General features: G+C 66.6%; 15 protein-coding genes. 3 read left to right on the plus strand and 12 right to left on the minus strand.

What is annotated here, in order from left to right:
• Positions 1-31: 31 nt before the first annotated feature.
• Genes B133_RS0113010 through B133_RS0113030 form a run of 5 tightly spaced genes read right to left on the minus strand, consistent with a single transcriptional unit; the run spans position 32 to position 4,770 of the window.
• Positions 32-598, minus strand: a complete 567-nt coding sequence (locus tag B133_RS0113010; protein ID WP_018601694.1) for a pentapeptide repeat-containing protein — start codon at positions 596-598, stop codon at positions 32-34.
• 4 nt (positions 599-602) lie between these two features.
• Positions 603-1,202: an ATP/GTP-binding protein gene (locus B133_RS0113015; protein ID WP_018601695.1), complete on the minus strand. Its 600-nt coding sequence runs from the start codon at positions 1,200-1,202 to the stop codon at positions 603-605.
• Positions 1,183-1,551, minus strand: a complete 369-nt coding sequence (locus B133_RS0113020; protein WP_018601696.1) for a DUF742 domain-containing protein — start codon at positions 1,549-1,551, stop codon at positions 1,183-1,185. Before B133_RS0113020 ends, B133_RS0113015 begins: the two co-directional genes overlap by 20 nt.
• Before the next feature lie 7 nt (positions 1,552-1,558).
• Positions 1,559-1,969, minus strand: a complete 411-nt coding sequence (locus B133_RS0113025; protein ID WP_018601697.1) for a roadblock/LC7 domain-containing protein — start codon at positions 1,967-1,969, stop codon at positions 1,559-1,561.
• Positions 1,966-4,770, minus strand: coding sequence for a HAMP domain-containing sensor histidine kinase (locus B133_RS0113030; protein ID WP_018601698.1), 2,805 nt, complete (start codon positions 4,768-4,770; stop codon positions 1,966-1,968). The genes B133_RS0113025 and B133_RS0113030 overlap by 4 nt, the downstream gene beginning before the upstream one ends.
• Positions 4,771-5,058: 288 nt before the next feature.
• On the opposite strand from B133_RS0113030, the gene B133_RS0113035 reads away from it, so the two are divergent.
• Positions 5,059-5,523: a tRNA (cytidine(34)-2'-O)-methyltransferase gene (locus tag B133_RS0113035; RefSeq protein ID WP_018601699.1), complete on the plus strand. Its 465-nt coding sequence runs from the start codon at positions 5,059-5,061 to the stop codon at positions 5,521-5,523.
• Between the two features lie 18 nt (positions 5,524-5,541).
• On the opposite strand, the gene B133_RS0113040 is transcribed toward B133_RS0113035, so the two are convergent.
• The 5 genes from B133_RS0113040 to B133_RS0113060 form a co-directional block, all read right to left on the minus strand.
• Positions 5,542-6,183, minus strand: a complete 642-nt coding sequence (locus B133_RS0113040; protein ID WP_026256369.1) for a nitroreductase family protein — start codon at positions 6,181-6,183, stop codon at positions 5,542-5,544.
• A gap of 52 nt (positions 6,184-6,235) precedes the next feature.
• Entirely contained in the window at positions 6,236-6,466 is a 231-nt protein-coding gene (locus B133_RS0113045; RefSeq protein WP_018601701.1) for a hypothetical protein, read from the minus strand.
• A 178-nt stretch (positions 6,467-6,644) separates the two neighbouring features.
• Complete coding sequence (locus B133_RS0113050; RefSeq protein WP_026256370.1) at positions 6,645-9,956, minus strand: error-prone DNA polymerase; 3,312 nt, start codon at positions 9,954-9,956, stop codon at positions 6,645-6,647.
• 178 nt (positions 9,957-10,134) lie between these two features.
• Positions 10,135-11,022: a universal stress protein gene (locus B133_RS0113055; RefSeq protein ID WP_018601703.1), complete on the minus strand. Its 888-nt coding sequence runs from the start codon at positions 11,020-11,022 to the stop codon at positions 10,135-10,137.
• Between the two features lie 112 nt (positions 11,023-11,134).
• The gene (locus B133_RS0113060) at positions 11,135-12,004 is read right to left on the minus strand and encodes a MaoC/PaaZ C-terminal domain-containing protein (RefSeq protein WP_018601704.1); all 870 of its coding nucleotides are present in this window, start codon (positions 12,002-12,004) and stop codon (positions 11,135-11,137) included.
• Between B133_RS0113060 and B133_RS0113065 the strand changes: the two genes are divergently transcribed.
• The gene (locus B133_RS0113065) at positions 12,003-13,118 is read left to right on the plus strand and encodes a nucleoside hydrolase (protein WP_018601705.1); all 1,116 of its coding nucleotides are present in this window, start codon (positions 12,003-12,005) and stop codon (positions 13,116-13,118) included. The two genes, B133_RS0113060 and B133_RS0113065, sit on opposite strands and share 2 nt — an antisense overlap.
• Positions 13,119-13,128: 10 nt before the next feature.
• Here B133_RS0113065 and B133_RS0113070 read toward each other — a convergent pair whose 3' ends face one another.
• Together B133_RS0113070 and B133_RS0113075 are read right to left on the minus strand one after the other, a co-directional pair.
• Positions 13,129-14,670 carry a DNA polymerase Y family protein gene (locus B133_RS0113070; protein ID WP_369751491.1) on the minus strand — a complete coding sequence of 514 codons (1,542 nt, stop codon included), beginning with the start codon at positions 14,668-14,670 and terminating at the stop codon, positions 13,129-13,131.
• Between the two features lie 36 nt (positions 14,671-14,706).
• The gene (locus B133_RS0113075) at positions 14,707-15,405 is read right to left on the minus strand and encodes a hypothetical protein (RefSeq protein WP_026256372.1); all 699 of its coding nucleotides are present in this window, start codon (positions 15,403-15,405) and stop codon (positions 14,707-14,709) included.
• 284 nt (positions 15,406-15,689) lie between these two features.
• Between B133_RS0113075 and B133_RS0113080 the strand changes: the two genes are divergently transcribed.
• Positions 15,690-15,968 (plus strand): hypothetical protein, encoded by a 279-nt coding sequence (locus B133_RS0113080; protein WP_026256373.1) that lies wholly within the window; start codon positions 15,690-15,692, stop codon positions 15,966-15,968.
• The last annotated feature ends 7 nt before the right edge of the window (positions 15,969-15,975 follow it).

Genomic DNA, 15,975 nt, shown 5'->3' on the forward strand with positions numbered 1-15,975 from the left:
GGGACCTCAGCGTCTGCTCGGCGGAAGAAAGTTACCCACCGACGACGAGACCATGCGCAGCGGCGTAGGCCAACGACTGGTCGACGTCGACGCGTGCACCACGGAGTTTGGCGGTGGTCCACAGCGTGGGGTCGACGCGGGCACCGCGCAGGTCCGCCTCTTCAAGCCGGGCGTCCTGCACCCGCACGCCGGTCAGATCGGCGCGGCGCAGCACTGCCTTACGCAGATCCGTTCCCACCAGGCCGGCCTCGCGCAGCCGGCAGTCGGACAGGTCGACGCCTCGCAGATCGCATCCGCCGAGCACTGCCAGTGTCAGATCTGACTCGACGAGAGTGATCGGCCGCAGGCGCGCTTCGCTGAACACCGAGCCCAGCAGACTGCAGTTGGTGAACGTGCTGTGCCACAGCGTGGCCCGGCGGAACGTGCAGTTGCGGAACGCCGAGCCGGAATGCTCGGACTCGGACAGGTCGACTCCGCTGAAGTCGCATTCGGTGAAGACCACACGCTCGGTGCGGAGACGACTCAGAGCTCCGTCGTATTTGTCGGCGCGAAAATCCACGCCGACAAATTCCTCATCGGCCCAGAACAGCTCAGCCATTGGCTCAGCCGGGCAGCGCCGTCAGGCTGGTCAGCGAGTACTCGGTGAGGGCGATCAGCGCGGCCTTCGCCGAGTTGCGATCCCGGGCATCAACCGTCATCACCGGAATGTGCTCGGGCAGCGCAAGCGCCGTGCGCACGGCCTGCGGGGGGTGCCGCGGAGCGTCGTCGAATTCGTTGACCGCCACGATGAACGGCAGATTGCGGGCCTCGAAGAAATCCACCGCGGCGAAGCTGTCCTGCAGTCGGCGGATGTCGACCAGCACGATCGCGCCGATGGCGCCGCGCACCAAGTCGTCCCACATGAACCAGAACCGCCGCTGGCCGGGGGTGCCGAACAGATACAGGACCAAATCCTCGTCGAGGGTGATCCTGCCGAAATCCATCGCGACCGTGGTGGTCCGCTTGTCGGGAGTGCCGTCGAGGGCGTCGACGCCCTCGGAAACGTTGGTCACCAACGCCTCTGTCCGCAACGGCATGATCTCCGAAACCGAGCCGACGAATGTCGTTTTTCCTGCGCCGAACCCTCCGGAGATGACGATCTTCGTCGACGCGGCCCGCCGCCGGGGGCTGCCGTCGGCGCGGTCAGAGTGCTCGTAGACCACGCAGAGTCCTTCCTATCAGCTCACGGCGCTCGTCGAAGCTCGCCGAATCGTCGAGAGTGGTGAGTACGCGTAGATAACCCTGCGCCACCAAGTCCCCGACAAGCACGCGCGCCACGCCGAGAGGTAGGGACAAATATGCTGCGATCTCGGCCACAGACGGCCTGTCGGCGCACAGTTCCACGATTTGGCCACGAACATCGCGGGCCGACCAGCGCGGTTCACGTGGCGGTGGCTCCAGTGCCTCTACCGGTGCTTCCAACGGCAGGTGGACGCGCGAATCGGTCCGGCCAGCCGTCAGCGTGTAGGGCCGGACAAGACTTGGCCGTTCGGCCGATTCGAACGCATCCATGAGCAGCTCACGAAGGTTGGGGCGTCCGGCGCGACGACTGCACCACAGCGCCGACGCGTTCGACCAGGATCGCCATCTCATAGCCGATCTGCCCGATATCGCAGGACCGGCCGGCCAGCGTCGCCAGGTTCGAGCCATCACCGACCCGCATCAACAGCAGATAGCCGTTGTCCATCTCGACGACCGACTGCAGCACGTTGCCGCCCTCGAACAGTTGTGCCGCACCGGTGGCAAGGCTTGCCAGACCGGACGCCACCGCCGCGAGCTGATCGGCGTGCTCGGTCGGCATGTGCTCACTGGCCGCCATCAGCAGCCCGTCGGCAGACACCAGCACAGCGTGTGACACCCCGGACACCTCGCGGGCAAACTTCGACACCAACCAGTCCAGGGAGTCACGCTGCGTTCCTCCACGGGTCATTCGTTATCGGTTCCTCTAGTCTCTCGGGCGTGCGACCGGCCGGCGGCCACACCGCCGAAATGGTTGCTGATGCTCGCGCGGACAGCCTCCGGATCACGCGGCTGGAACACCGCGAAAACGTCGCTGCCAGGGTTGTCTGCCGATGCTACCGCCTCAGGGCTGTCGTCATATCGATGTGCTGGGTGCTGGTCGTTGAGCCCGGCGACCGCCGCGACCCCGCCCGGCACGAGACGGGCACCCGGCGTACGCATCGGCAGGCCTTCCTCGGTGTGCTGCTCGACGGGCGCGTCCTGCGCCGCGGCCGCCACAGTCCAGCCCTTCTCCCAGACGGTCTTCCAGTCCAGGTCAGCGCTGCGCACGTGCGTCGCTGGGTCGATGTCCCATTCGGTCATCATCGACTGGTAGATGGCGTCGGTCGTTGACGCCGGACGCGGCTCACCTGCCGGCGATTGCTGCTCGGCAGAGGCGGTCGGCGGGCCGAACTCGGGCTGCACGCCGTTGGAGGCGGCCTGTGCACGCGAGGCGAAAAACGCCGAGGTGTTGGTGACCGCCGTGTTCGTCAGCGCCCCAGTGCTCGGCACCGGGTCGAGAGACTGCTTCTCGTCCGCGGCCGCCTGCTCGGCTGTCTCTTGTTCGGCAACACCGTCGACTGGGTTCTCCGTGTCCGAGGCAATCGGGGTCAGCGTCGGCGACAGGTCGGAGATGCCGCTAGCACCGGGGTTGCGCCGCGGCAACGACCCGAACGGCAGATCGGCATGGCCGTTGCGCAGCAGGTCAGCGGATTCGGTTGCCGCATCGGCCGCTCGCGTGTCCAGGCCCATCGCGGCAGCCAACCCGTATGAGGGGTCGTCAGATGCTGTGGCGAACGATGCCGGGGCAGCCATCGGCACCCCGTCGCGCACCAGCAACTCCACCGGAATATAGATCCCGGCGATGGTCCCCGAGTTTGGATCCTCGGCGACGGTGCTGCGCAACCGGACCACCAGACCGTGCTGGGTGGCCAGGCGCCCAACCACGAACAGGCCCATGTGGCGGGCGGTGTACGGATTGACCTCGCCACCGGACTGCAGACGCGCGTTGGCGACCCGAAGATCGGCATCGGTCATACCCAGACCTACATCGCTGACTTCGATGACCAGCCCGCCGGTGTCCGCATACCCGGCAGACACCCGGACCTGGGAGATCGGCGGTGAGTAGCGCAGCGCGTTGTCGAGCAACTCGGCCAACAGGTGGATCAGGTCGCCGGCGGCGGAGCCGACGATCTCGACATCGGCGACGGTCGCGGTGACGACGCGCGCGTAATCCTCGACCTCGGAGGCCGCGGCGTTGATGATCGTCTCGATCGGCACCGGCTCTTTGTGCTCGCGGGTCACCTTGGAGCCCGACAGCACCAGCAGATTGGCGCCGTTGCGCCGCATCCGGGCCGCCAGGTGGTCCAGCTTGAACAGGCTATCCAGCCGCTCGGGATCGTCCTCGTTGCGCTCAAGGCGGTCGATCAGGGACAGCTGCTGATCTACCAGCGAACGGCTGCGCCGCGACAGCGTCTCGAACATGTCGGAGACCTGCGACTGCAACTGCGCCTGTTCACCGGCCAAGAAGACGGCCTGCTGGTGCAGTTCGTCAACAGCGTGGGCGACCTGACCGACCTCTTCGGTGGTGTACACGGGCAGCGGCTCGACGATGCCGGGCTCACCGCCGCCACGGACACGTTCGATCTCGGCGGCCAGATCCTCGTGGGCGACCTTGAGCGCACTATCGCGCAGCGCGCGCAGTGGACGCACCAGCGAACGGGCCACCAGCAACACGATCACCAACGCGGTGACGATGGCCGCGCCAACCAAAATTGCATCGCGGATAGCCACGTTGCGCTGATGATTCGCTTCGGCGTCGACGTCGGTCGGGATGGAGGCCGTGAAGTTGCCGATCATCTGGTCGGCGATCTTGCCGGTCGCCTGCAGCGAGGCGAGCAGGTCAGGATTGTCGACGAGCGTAGTCGTCGGGTCGGACAGTATCCCCAATCGCTTGACCATCTCCGAACGCAGCGTCGCCGCCTGCTCCGGGGCACCACCCAAGGCCTTCGCCATCGCCGTCACGGTCGACGGTTCGGTACCGGCCAATGCGATCATCGAGTTGCGAAGTTCCGACTCGGGGAGATCATCACCGCGGGTGACCAGCAGCCGCTGCATCATCATCTGCCCGCGGGCACCGATCGCCCGGGACAACGCGTCGGCCTTCAGTTGCACGTCCTGATCGTCGGTTCGTACCGATCCGGTGACTGCAGTTTCCGCGGTGAGCAGCAGCGACCCGTATTCCATCACCTGGGTCCGTAGGTCGACCGCGTTGGTCGTCACCGCGCCTACCAGTTCCTGCCCCTTGTCGAGCAGGCTGTTCACCGATTGCCCGACGTCGTCGGCAACCTGGGTGGAGTCGGTGCGCTGACGCAGGTCGGTCTTGCGCGCGTTGAAATCCGCCAGCGCGGTCTGGCTGTCACCACCCTCGGTGGCAGCCACCATGACGCCTTCCAGCGCAGCCATGTACTTGTCGATGTCCGGGATCAATTCGGCACGATCGGCGGCCAACCGCAGACGGGAGGCCTCGACTGAGCTGCCGTAGATGCGTAATCCGCCGAACACGACGGCCAGAATCAGCGGCACCAGAACAATGGCGAGCACTTTCCCGCGGACGGGCCAATTCGCCGGAGACCAACGGGAGGGCCGCTCAGCCGGCACGTATGGCGCCGGCGTGAATTCGACCACCGTTCCGTCGGCCTGTTTCAGCTGCGTAAAGGCGGTCATCGGCATCCAACCCTGCTATCGACCGAGTCTCGCCACTTTGGTCCTGAGGCGTGATTCATAAGGCTTCCTGCTGATTTCGCCCACGCTCGGGCGGGCGTCACTACGCCTGGCAATTCGACGAGTATGACAGCCACTCGCAGGCGTTTCCACAATTCTCACTGAACAGCCAGAGTTTGTGACCGAGCTGTAGCGCAGTCGTATGTTAATTGAGCAAACCTCGCAACGATCACTGATCTTGTCGACGACGATCACCCGGAGTACGGTGCGGCACCCCGCCGTACGATCGTCGGCGAAATGTTTCGGCTGCTGTTCTTCTCACCTCGAATCGCACCCAACACGGGCAACGCGATCAGAATGGTCGCTGCCACCGGCTGCGAATTGCATCTCGTGGAGCCATTGGGATTCGATCTGTCGGAGCCCAAACTGCGCCGCGCGGGACTCGACTACCACGATCTGGCGTCGGTGACCGTGCATCCGGATCTCGCGACGGCATGGTCGGCGCTGATGCCCGCCAAGGTATACGCGTTCACAGCGCACGCTGCGACGTCGTTTGCCGATATCAGCTACCAACCGGGCGATGTGCTGATGTTCGGGCCCGAACCCACCGGACTGGATACCGAGACGCTCGCCGATCCCCACATCACCGGCCGCGTGCGGATCCCGATGCTCGACGGCAGGCGGTCGCTGAACCTGTCGAACGCCGCCGCGGTCGCCGCTTACGAGGCGTGGCGGCAACACGGCTTCAGCGGCGCGGTCTGATTTCCTGATCCGTCCGACTCACCAGGTGTCCCAGTGCGTGAGCTGATCGGCGGGCAGCCGCTTGGCCGGCTTGAAGTCGGTGCCCTTGGTGTAGGCGATCGGGAACAGCCCCGCCTGCGCGTACTGGTCGAACGGAATGCCCAGGACCTCAGCGGCCTGTCTCTCGCCGTCGCCGAGCAGATGCAACGTCGTCCACGCCGAGCCCAGCCCGCGGGACCGCAGCGCAAGCATGAAGCTCCACACCGCAGGCAGCAACGAGCCCCAGTACGACGCCTGCTTTCCGACCGGCGCTCCGTCCGGACGGCCCGCCAGACACGGCACCATCAGCACGGGCACCTTCTCGAAGTTCTCACTGAGGTACTTCGCTGAGCTCATCACGGCGCCGACTTGCTCGTCGCGGATGTCGCCGCGCTCGGGGGCAGGGTGGTCGAGGTACGGGTTGGCGTTGGACCGGTAGATGTCGGCCAGCGCCTGCTTCTTTGCAGGATCGGTCACGAAGACCCACTGCCAGCCCTGAGCGTTGGACCCGGTCGGCGCCTGCAGCGCCAACCCCAGGCACTCCATGATCACTTCGCGCGGCACCGGTTTGTCGAAGTCGAGTCGTTTGCGCACCGATCGAGTGGTGGTCAGAAGTTCGTCAGTGGACAAGTTCAAATTCAGATCGGCTGTCATGGCGCGAGATTACATTCGGACTACGAGTGCGAGCGCGGGCTCAGCGGTGCTGCATGACCGCGATGTGCCACGCGCCGTGGTGGTTGTGCCAGCCGGGCGCAGCGTTGGGCGCGGGGTGGGCGTGCGTGCTCGGGCTGAAGGAGTGGCCCGGGCCTGACGGAGCCTGGGCAGTGGTGCTGGCCGATGCGGTGCCGGCCAGGCCGAGCGCGGCCCCGCCGATGACGCCGGCGGAGATGATCGGGAGCGCGATGGTGCTGATGATGCGGATCATTTCTGTAATCCTTTGTGTGAGTTGGGTTTTGGTCTATCTGTTCGGCTTGTTTCGCCGTTGAGATAAGAATGCCGCCCAACTCGGCCCGGGTCTGTCGCCCTAGTGGTGGATGCACGCGATGAACGTGGTGTCCCCCTATCGGAGGAAAGCCGGTGTCGCCCGCCGGGGGCGGCCCGCGTCAGCGGAAGTCCCGCGAGCGGGACCCCATCCTGAGGTCCACGGGACTCATCTGGTCGGCCAGAACGGTGACCGCGCCACTGGCGTTCTGCACGATGCCCCTGATGAGCAGCGCCGAGGCCGTCTGCGCCAGCTTGCGGTAGCGCGCCCACACCCCCGAGGCGCACAAAACGTTGACCATGCCGGTCTCGTCTTCCAAGTTGACGAACGTGACGCCCTGCGCCGTCGCCGGTCGCTGACGGTGTGTCACCGCCCCCGCCACCAGGATTCGTGTTCCGTCGGGAATCTCCAGCAGTCTGCCCGCGGGCACGACTCCCAGAGTGTCGAGACCCTCCCGCAGGAACTGGGTGGGATAACTGTCTGGCGAGATACCGGTGGCCCATACATCCGCGGCCGCCAGTTCCAGGTCGGTCATCCCGGGCAGTATCGGGATGTGCGACGACGACCCCACCCCCGGCAGCCGGTCCGGGCGCTGGGTGGCGGCCGCACCCGCCGCCCACAGCGCCTCGCGGCGAGTGATCCCGAAACAACTCAGCGCACCGGCGGTGGCCAGCGCCTCGGTCTGCGGGACGTTCAATTGCATCCGCCCGGTCAGATCGATAAGAGCCGTGAACGGGCCGTTGGCATCCCGTTCGTCGACGATGCGCTGTGCCAGGTCGTCACCGATGTGACGGACACTGCCGAGCCCCAGCCGAACATCCATGCCGCGGTTCTCCAGCGTCGCGTAGGCCAGGCTGGCGTTGACGTCGGGTCCATGCACCGCCACCCCGTGCCGCCGCGCATCGGCGACCAGCGATTGCGGCGAGTAGAACCCCATCGGCTGCGCCCGCAGCAGCGCCGCGCAGAACGCCGCCGGGTGGTGCAGCTTGAACCATGACGAGTAGAACACCAGCGACGCGAAGGAAAGCGAATGGCTTTCCGGGAAACCGAAATTGGCGAAGGCCTCCAACTTGTCGTAGATCCGTTCGGCCACCTCGCCGGTGATGCCGTGTTTCTTGCGCATCCCGTCGTAGAAGCGGGCCCGCAGTCGCTGCATCTTCTCGGTGGAGCGTTTGGACCCCATGGCCCGGCGCAGCTGATCGGCCTCGGCCGCGGTGAACCCCGCACAGTCGACCGCCAACTGCATGAGCTGTTCTTGGAACAGCGGCACACCTTTGGTCTTCTCCAGCGCCGGTTTCATCGACGGGTGGTCACACTCCGACTCTTCTTCCCCGTTGCGCCGCTTGATGTAGGGGTGCACCGAGCCACCCTGGATCGGGCCGGGACGAATCAGCGCCACCTCGACCACCAGATCGTAGAACTTGTCCGGTTTCAGTCTCGGCAGCGTCGCCATCTGGGCGCGTGACTCGACCTGGAACACCCCGACCGAGTCGGCCTTCTGCAGCATCTCGTAGACCGCGGGTTCACTCAGGTCCAGTTTGGCCAGGTCGACCGCGATGCTCTTGTGGTCGGCCACCAGATCGATCGCGTAGTGCAGCACCGAGAGCATACCGAGCCCGAGCAGGTCGAACTTCACCAGGCCGATGGCCGCGCAGTCGTCCTTGTCCCATTGCAGGACACTGCGATTGGCCATACGCGCCCATTCCACCGGGCACACGTCGGCGATGGGGCGGTCGCAGATCACCATGCCACCAGAGTGGATGCCCATATGGCGGGGCAGGTTGGCGATCTGGGTGGCCAGGTCGATCACCTGCTCCGGGATGTCCTCCACGTCCGGCGAGTCGACCCGGCCGTTCCACCGGCTGATCTGCTTGCTCCAGGCATCCTGCTGGCCCTGGGAGAACCCGAGCGCGCGGGCCATGTCCCGCACCGAACTGCGCCCGCGGTAGGTGATGACGTTGGCGACCTGAGCGGCGTAATCCCGGCCGTAGCGTTCGTAGACATGCTGGATGACGTTCTCGCGCAGGTCCGATTCGATGTCGATGTCGATGTCGGGCGGGCCGTCGCGAACCGGCGACAGAAATCGCTCGAACAACAGGTTGTTGGCGATCGGGTCGACATTTGTGACCTTGAGCGCGTAGCAGACCGCCGAATTGGCCGCCGATCCCCTGCCTTGGGCCAGGATGTTTTTCTCCCGGCAGAACTGGGTGATGTCGTGCACCACCAGGAAATAGCCCGGAAACCTCAGCTGCTCAATGATTTTCAGCTCATGATCGATCTGCGCATACGCCTTGTGCGCCTGCGCGCGCGGACCGTAGCGTTCGGCGGCACCGACCATGACCAGGTGCCGCAGCCAGGTGTCCTCGGTGTGCCCAGCGGGAACGTTGAAGGGCGGCAACTGCGGGGCGATGAGTTCCAGCCGGAACGCGCACTGATCACCAAGATCCGCTGCTGCAGATACGATTTCGGAACCGAACAGCTGCGCCATCTCCTCCCCCGAGCGCAGATGCGCTCCACCCAACGGGGCCAGCCAACCGGCCGCGGCCTCCATCGAGTTGCGGGCCCGGATCGCCGCCATGGCCATGGCCAGACGCCCACGGGCCGGTGCGGCGAAGTGCGCGCCGGTGGTCGCGACGATGTTCACCCCGAACCGCGGCGCCAGTTCGGCCAGCACAGCGTTGCGTTCGTCGTCGCACGGCCGGCCGTGATGGGTGAGCTCGACGCTGACCCGGTCGGCCCCGAACCGGTCCACCAGTTCCGCTAGCGCACGCTCGGCACCCTCCGGGCCGCTGCGGGACAATGCCTGGCGGACATGGCCTTTGCGGCATCCGGTGAGGATGTGCCAGTGCCCGCCAGCCGCCTCGGTGAGCGTGTCAAGGTCGTAGCGGGGTTTCCCCTTCTCGCCGCCGGCCAAATGCGCCCTGGCGATCTCCCGGGACAACCGCCGGTAGCCCTCGGGCCCGCGGGCCAGCACCAGCAGGTGCGGGCCGGGCGGATCCGGAACGTCCGTGCGCGGGGTGTCGCCCAACGACAACTCGGCGCCGAACACCGTGGCCACATCGAGTTCACGGGCCGCCTCGGCGAACCGCACCACCCCGTAGAGCCCGTCGTGGTCCGTCAACGCGATGGCCCCGAGATTCAGCCGGGCCGCCTCCTCGACCATCTCCTCGGGGGTGCTGGCCCCGTCGAGGAAGCTGTACGCCGAATGTGCGTGCAGTTCGGCATAGGGCACCGAGTCGGAGGCACGGGGCACCTCGGGCGGCCGATAGACCCCGCGCTTACGCGACCAGGCCGGGCTGTCGCCGCCATCGCCGGACGATTCCAGAGGAAGGCCGGACCGGCGCGGCTTGCCATCCTCGGCGGCCCGAGGCGGCCGACCAGACAGCACCCGCTCCATCTCGGCCCAGCTCGGTGGCCCGTTATGCCAACCCACCCCACCAGTATATCGAACATATGTTCGGATACGCCACCCGCGGATGTAGGGTGGGTTGCAGGGTGGGTCCTGGGTCGCTGTCCTCCAATTCAACGAAAAGGTCGCAAAACCTCAGCAACAACGACCTTTTCGTTGAATTCGACGTGTGCGCTAGGCCGCAACCAACGCGTTTCGCGCGTCATTGCCCCTCGCCGTCACCCACATCGTCGCGCGGTACCACAACCATCGGAACGTCGAGCACCCGCAACATCTTTGCCGCGATGGAGCCGAGGAAGATTCGCCTGGGTGCACTGAGCCTGCTGGAACCCACCATCAGCACGTCACCGTCCTGCCACTCCAGCTTGCTCACCGCGGCTTCCACCGTGGGCCCGTCGACCACCGTCGAAGTCACCGGAAAACCCTCCGGCAGACTGGCTTTCGCTGTTTCCAGGGTCTTCCTGGCGTGGTCAAGCGCATGCTTACGCACAGCATCGCTATCCGAACGCAACGAGCCGAAGGTGGGATCGAGCGCCACCAGGGACACCAGCCGCAACGGTGTACCCGCCGCCCTGCTTGCTTGCACCGCGGTATCCAGCAACCGATCTGCGCCTTTGCGGGTCCCGAGCGCGCACGTGACTTCCCGAACCCGCTCGATCTTCGATTCACGGGTTCCGCGCGGCGCCACCACGACCGGTACCGGCGACGAGTACAGCAGCTCGTTGACCACCGAGCCCAGCGAATAGCTACCGGCCAGGCCGCCGCCGGAACCACCTACCACGATGGCCTCGGCTTCAAGCCGTACCGCCTCGTGGATCAGTCCGTCGGTGAACGATTCATCGAAGCTCAGATGGCTATGCGCGACAAGATCATCAGGTACTGCGGCAAGCGCCTTCTCGAGCCAGCCCCGGGCCTGTCGGGCGAGGGCCTTCTCGAAACCACCTCTGGGCACCAATGCGGGTAGGCCCGTGTCCGGTGGTAGCACGATGCATATCTCGACCTCCGCGCCGAGCGTTCGGGCGAAGCGCACCGCGAGCGCCAACGCGTCGGCGCCGCCGGGTGTGGCGAGGTAACCAACGACCAACTTCATGTGTCACCGCCATTTCCGTACTGCGTTGTGTGACCGTAGTCGTACAAATCCTGTCAACCCGCGGCCCGGCTTATCGTCGCTTCGACGAAATTGACTGCAGGGCGGGAATCTGTCAGTCGATGTGCTCGGCAACTCCGTCGTCGAGCACCACCCGGGCGCCCGTCCCGTCCGGCGCGGCAGCCTCGGTACGGAACACGGCTGTTCCCGGCGCCGTACGCCAGATCGACGTGGTCAGCGTCTCCCCCGGAAAGACTGGTGAGCTGAACCGGGAGGCGACCGCGCGCAGTTTCGTTGCGTCACCGCCGCACAACTCGGCCACCAGTGCGCGTCCGGCGACACCGTAGGTGCACAGCCCGTGCAGGATCGGCTTCGGGAAGCCGGCGAGGTTCTTGGCGAACCACGGGTCGCTGTGCAGCGGGTTGCGGTCACCGGACAACCGGTAGATCAGCGCCTGGTCCTCGCGGATGGGCAGGGCCAGCCGGGCGTCGGGTTCGGACCCCGGAATCTCGGGGGCCGCCGGGCGCCTGCCGGGTTGCCCGCCGAAACCACCCCCACCGCGAATCACCACGGTGGTAAGGGTTTCCACGAGCACCTCGTCGGTGTCCAGGTCGGTTCCGACGCCCTTGAGCATCACCACGGCGTTCTTACCCTCACCCTTGTCCTGGATGTCGGCGACCTCGGAGACCACCCGCATCTTCCCGGCCGGCGGCAGCGGTTTGGTCACCCGGATCTCCTGCGAACCGTGCAGCAGCATGCCGAAGTTGAACGTGCCGATCCTGGCGGCCGCCGCGAACGGTGAGCACGCGATGATCGCGTAGGTCGGCAGCACCTGCTGTTGGATCCCATGGCTGTTCTCGGTGGTGAACGCCAAATCGTCGACGCCCGCGCCGACGCCGATGGCGTACAGCAGGGTGTCGCGGTCGGTCCAGTCGAAGACATAAGCGTCGGTCTTCTCACCGATGGCATTGGGGTTGATCGGCATGATTCGGACGATAGACCCTCCGTTGACTGGTACCCAGCGTGCACTGGTAGCCGAGGGCGTTATCGTGGGCGACGTGACGCCGCAGCCAGTCTTCGCCGACGTCGACACCGGAGTCGATGACGCGATGGCCCTGGTGTACCTGCTGGCCAGCCCCGATGCGAAGCTGGTCGGCATTGCCTCGACAGCGGGAAACATTGGCGTGCAACAGGTCTGCGTCAACAACCTGGGTCTGCTGGAACTGTGCCGGGCCGCCGACATCCCGGTGTCCAAGGGCGCCGAGCAACCCCTGAGCGCCCCGCTGCGCACCGCGGAGGACACCCACGGGCCCGAGGGGCTGGGCTACGCCCGGCTACCGGCCACCGAGCGGCAACTGACCGGGCACGACTCCGCGCGGGCGTGGGTGAACGCGGCGAAGGCGCATCCCGGTGAGCTGATCGGGCTGGCCACCGGCCCGTTGACCAATCTGGCCCTGGCGATGCGCGCGGAACCCCGACTACCCCGGCTGCTGCGCCGGCTGGTGATCATGGGCGGGGCTTTCGACTACCGCGGCAACACCACCCCGGTCTCGGAGTGGAACATCAGCGTGGATCCGGAATCGGCGGCCGAGGTGTTCGGCGGCTGGGCCGCGGCATGGGGTTCGGATGCGCCGGAGCATCTGCCGATTGTGTTGGGGCTGAACCTCACCGAGCACATCGCGATGACGCCTGCGCTGCTGGGCCGGCTGGCTGACGCAGCGGGATCACCGACCGGACCGATGAGCGAGTTCGATGCTCGCGGAACCCGATCGGCGGCGGCCAATCCGCTGATCCGGGTGCTCGAGGATGCGATGCGGTTCTATTTCGAATTCCACTTCGACACCGGTGACGGGTATCTCGCGCATCTGCATGATCCGCTGGCCGCCGCGGTGGCACTGGATCCCGATCTGGTGCGGTGCCGGCGGACCACGATTGACGTTGAGCTGACGGGCACCTTGACCCGTGGTATGACGGTGGCCGACTGGCGTGGGCACTGGGGTCGTCAGCCCAACGCGCTCATCGGCGACCACGTGGACCCGGTGGCGTTCTTCGACAGGTTCATCGGCCGGGTCGGCCCATTTGCCCGGGAGCTGGGCTGAGCACTGGCGGCTATTCATAGGCCCCCTCCAGGTACCACCGTCGCTGCCGATAGCACAGCAGCAGCGCCAGACCGTCCTCGCCGTCGCCGAGCAACACCTGCGCCCGCGCGGTCCGACCAGCACCCCGGCTCTGCGGATCCCACCACCGCTCATCGACCAGCCATGGCCCGGCCCACCAGCGCAGGCTGCCGTCGCGCCGGCCCGCACCGGACAGCCGGGCGGGATCGGTGGAGAACATCCCCCGACTGGTGACCCGCACGGGATCACCCTGCCCGTCAAGGAGTTCCACCGGATCATCGAGCAGGACGGTCGGCGAAGGCTCGGGTAGGCGCCCGGGCCAGGGCTGCCGCGGGTCGGCGCGCGGTACCGGCTCGTCCCCCAGCGGGGTGAAGGTGATGCGTTCGGCGGGCCCGCGCCCACCACTGAGCACCGGCATCTGCACCGCTTCCGGCCCGAGCAAGCCCTGGACCCGTACCAACGCACGCCGGGCCCGCAACCGGTCCTCCTCGCCCATCCCACCCCACAACGGCAGCTGCAACGCTGCAGCGGACACCACTTCCACCGGGCGCAACTGCAGCACGGTGACCGGCGCGGTAGGCCGGTCGGAGGTACGGCGGTTCAACCAGCCGTCCAGTTGCCAGCGCACCCGGTCGGCCGTGGCATCCTCGGTCAGTGGTTCGGCACATCGCCAAACCCGTTCCAGCTCCTCACCGTTGGCTGTGACGGCGTGGACGGCCAACCGGGTGCAGCCGACCCCCGCCGATTCCAGGCTGCGATGCAGAGCACTGGCCAGCGAGCGCCCGGCGAAGGCCGCCGCATCCACCCGTTCGATCGGTGGATCGCAGTTCATCACCGCGTCGAGTTCGGCCGCCGGCTCGCGCCCCGACGGCCCCCTGGCCGACTCGCCACGGGCGAAGCGGTGCGCGAGTACCGCGTCAGCCCCGAACCGGGAGGCCACATCGGTACGCGACAATTCGGCGAACTGGCCCAGGGTTCGGATACCCATACGCCACAACAGATCTGCCAGCTCTTCCCGGCCGGGCGCCGCCAAAGCCGGTTCGGTGGACAACTGCCGGATCGACAACGGGAACAGGAACGGAGCGTCCATCCCCGGTTCGACGATGCGCCCCTCCCGGGCGGCGAAAACTGCGGTGGGCAACTGATCTGCGATGCCCACCTGGCATTCCACCCCCGTCGCGGCCACCGCGTCGACCAGCCGTTCGGCAGCGGCCGGTTCGGATCCGAAGTAGCGCGCCGCACCGCGCACCGGCAGCACCAGCAGACCCGGTCGCAGCACCTCGGCCCGCGGCACCAGATCGTCGACTGCGATCGTGACGTTCTCGAAGTGACGGGCATCGCGAGCCGGATCGGCGGTGACCACATGCAGGTAGGGACACCGGGCCTGGGCTTCTCGGCGGCGCAACCCGCGCCGTACCCCCGATGCCCGCGCCGACGCGGAGCAGGCGACGACCCGGTTGGCCAGCGTGACCGCGACCGGCGCGGTCGGTTCCAACCGTGCCGCGGTGGCTGCCGCGACAGCAGGCCAGTCCATGCACCACAGCGCCAGCACTCGAGACGCCGACACGATCTATCCGCCTGCCGCACAGACTGATCCCGCGGCTCCCCGCATGGACAGCCGGACCCTGCCGATCCGGCCGCGCCCGGGAACAGGTGCGCCGTCACCCGCACCGGTCACGTCGTAACCGCAGACCCTGGCTTCCAACCGCGTAGACGCACCCTGCCAATTGCCGTCGACGACCAGCAGCGTGCACCCTTTCTGCCGGGCCCGTGCCACCATCACCCGCGCCCGGTTCGGCGGTACTGCGCGTCCGCCCAGCCCGAGCAGCACCAGGTCCATCCCGTCCATCAGCACCGACGCCACTTCGACCGGATCGGCACCCGGATCCGGAACCACCGCAAGACGGCTCAGATCGGCACCCATTTCCACCGCGGCCAGCAGCCCCACATCGGGTTGCCCGACGATCGCGGCATGCCCTCCTGCCTTCGTCACCGCTGCCACCATGCCCAGCGGCAGCGACCGGGCACCCGTCATCACCGCGACGGTTCCGCGCGGCAGCGTCGTGAGCAACTCGGCGGGTGGCGGATCAGCCGGCGATTCAGGTAGTTCCAGCAAAGAATTCCCGGTAGGAACCACTGCGCCGGTCCGGCCCACTTCCGGATGCGCCGGACCGACCTTCCTCGACACCGCAGCGATCTTGCGACGCAGATGTTCTACCTGTTCAACACGGGTAAGATGACTCAGGCCGAGGTCTACCGCAACGGCCACAGCAGCACCTCCAACACCACCCAAACCCAGATATATTCGAAAATATGTTCGATGCATCGAGTAAACACCCGCACCCCGACACCGTCAAGCCGCGGACGCCGGGGCCTGCGGGTCGGCAACACCACCGGGAATGCTCCACACCCTTTTGAGCTTTAAGTTAAAGTTCGACTACCAAAACCCACCTCGGAACGGGATCTGGTGCACGATCATCCGATCGTGCGTAATTGCACAACGATTCGCCGAAGCCAGCGCTCAAATACCGGGGAACAAGTGAGGAAACCATCATGAGGTCTGGGCAATTGACTCGTCGGCTCGCCATCATCGCAGGTGGCGCCGCAGTCGTCGGGATGATTTCGTTCACCGCGTCGTGCGGTACCAAAGAGAAGGCCCCCGAGACTACGACGCCGACCACCACGACCACCACCACGACGACTCCGGCCACACCCGCGCCGCCGCCCTCGGTGGAGCCCACCGAGAAGTCGATCAACCCCACCGGCGGCAACCTGTTCACCCCGACGGTGAAGGCACCGCCCGCACCGACCGCCATCCCCGGCGACAACTAGAACCTCG

The sequence above is a fragment of the Mycobacterium sp. 155 genome, assembly GCF_000373905.1.
In the GTDB taxonomy this organism is placed as follows: domain Bacteria; phylum Actinomycetota; class Actinomycetes; order Mycobacteriales; family Mycobacteriaceae; genus Mycobacterium.

Coding starts and splice junctions, on each gene's coding strand:
- B133_RS0113010 (WP_018601694.1), bottom strand. CDS start 598: ATGGCTGAGCTGTTCTGGGCCGATGAGGAATTTGTCGGCGTGGATTTT.
- B133_RS0113020 (WP_018601696.1), bottom strand. CDS start 1,551: ATGGATGCGTTCGAATCGGCCGAACGGCCAAGTCTTGTCCGGCCCTAC.
- B133_RS0113025 (WP_018601697.1), bottom strand. CDS start 1,969: ATGACCCGTGGAGGAACGCAGCGTGACTCCCTGGACTGGTTGGTGTCG.
- B133_RS0113030 (WP_018601698.1), bottom strand. CDS start 4,770: ATGCCGATGACCGCCTTTACGCAGCTGAAACAGGCCGACGGAACGGTG.
- B133_RS0113035 (WP_018601699.1), top strand. CDS start 5,059: ATGTTTCGGCTGCTGTTCTTCTCACCTCGAATCGCACCCAACACGGGC.
- B133_RS0113045 (WP_018601701.1), bottom strand. CDS start 6,466: ATGATCCGCATCATCAGCACCATCGCGCTCCCGATCATCTCCGCCGGC.
- B133_RS0113055 (WP_018601703.1), bottom strand. CDS start 11,022: ATGAAGTTGGTCGTTGGTTACCTCGCCACACCCGGCGGCGCCGACGCG.
- B133_RS0113065 (WP_018601705.1), top strand. CDS start 12,003: ATGATTCGGACGATAGACCCTCCGTTGACTGGTACCCAGCGTGCACTG.
- B133_RS0113060 (WP_018601704.1), bottom strand. CDS start 12,004: ATGCCGATCAACCCCAATGCCATCGGTGAGAAGACCGACGCTTATGTC.
- B133_RS0113070 (WP_369751491.1), bottom strand. CDS start 14,670: ATGGACTGGCCTGCTGTCGCGGCAGCCACCGCGGCACGGTTGGAACCG.
- B133_RS0113080 (WP_026256373.1), top strand. CDS start 15,690: ATGAGGTCTGGGCAATTGACTCGTCGGCTCGCCATCATCGCAGGTGGC.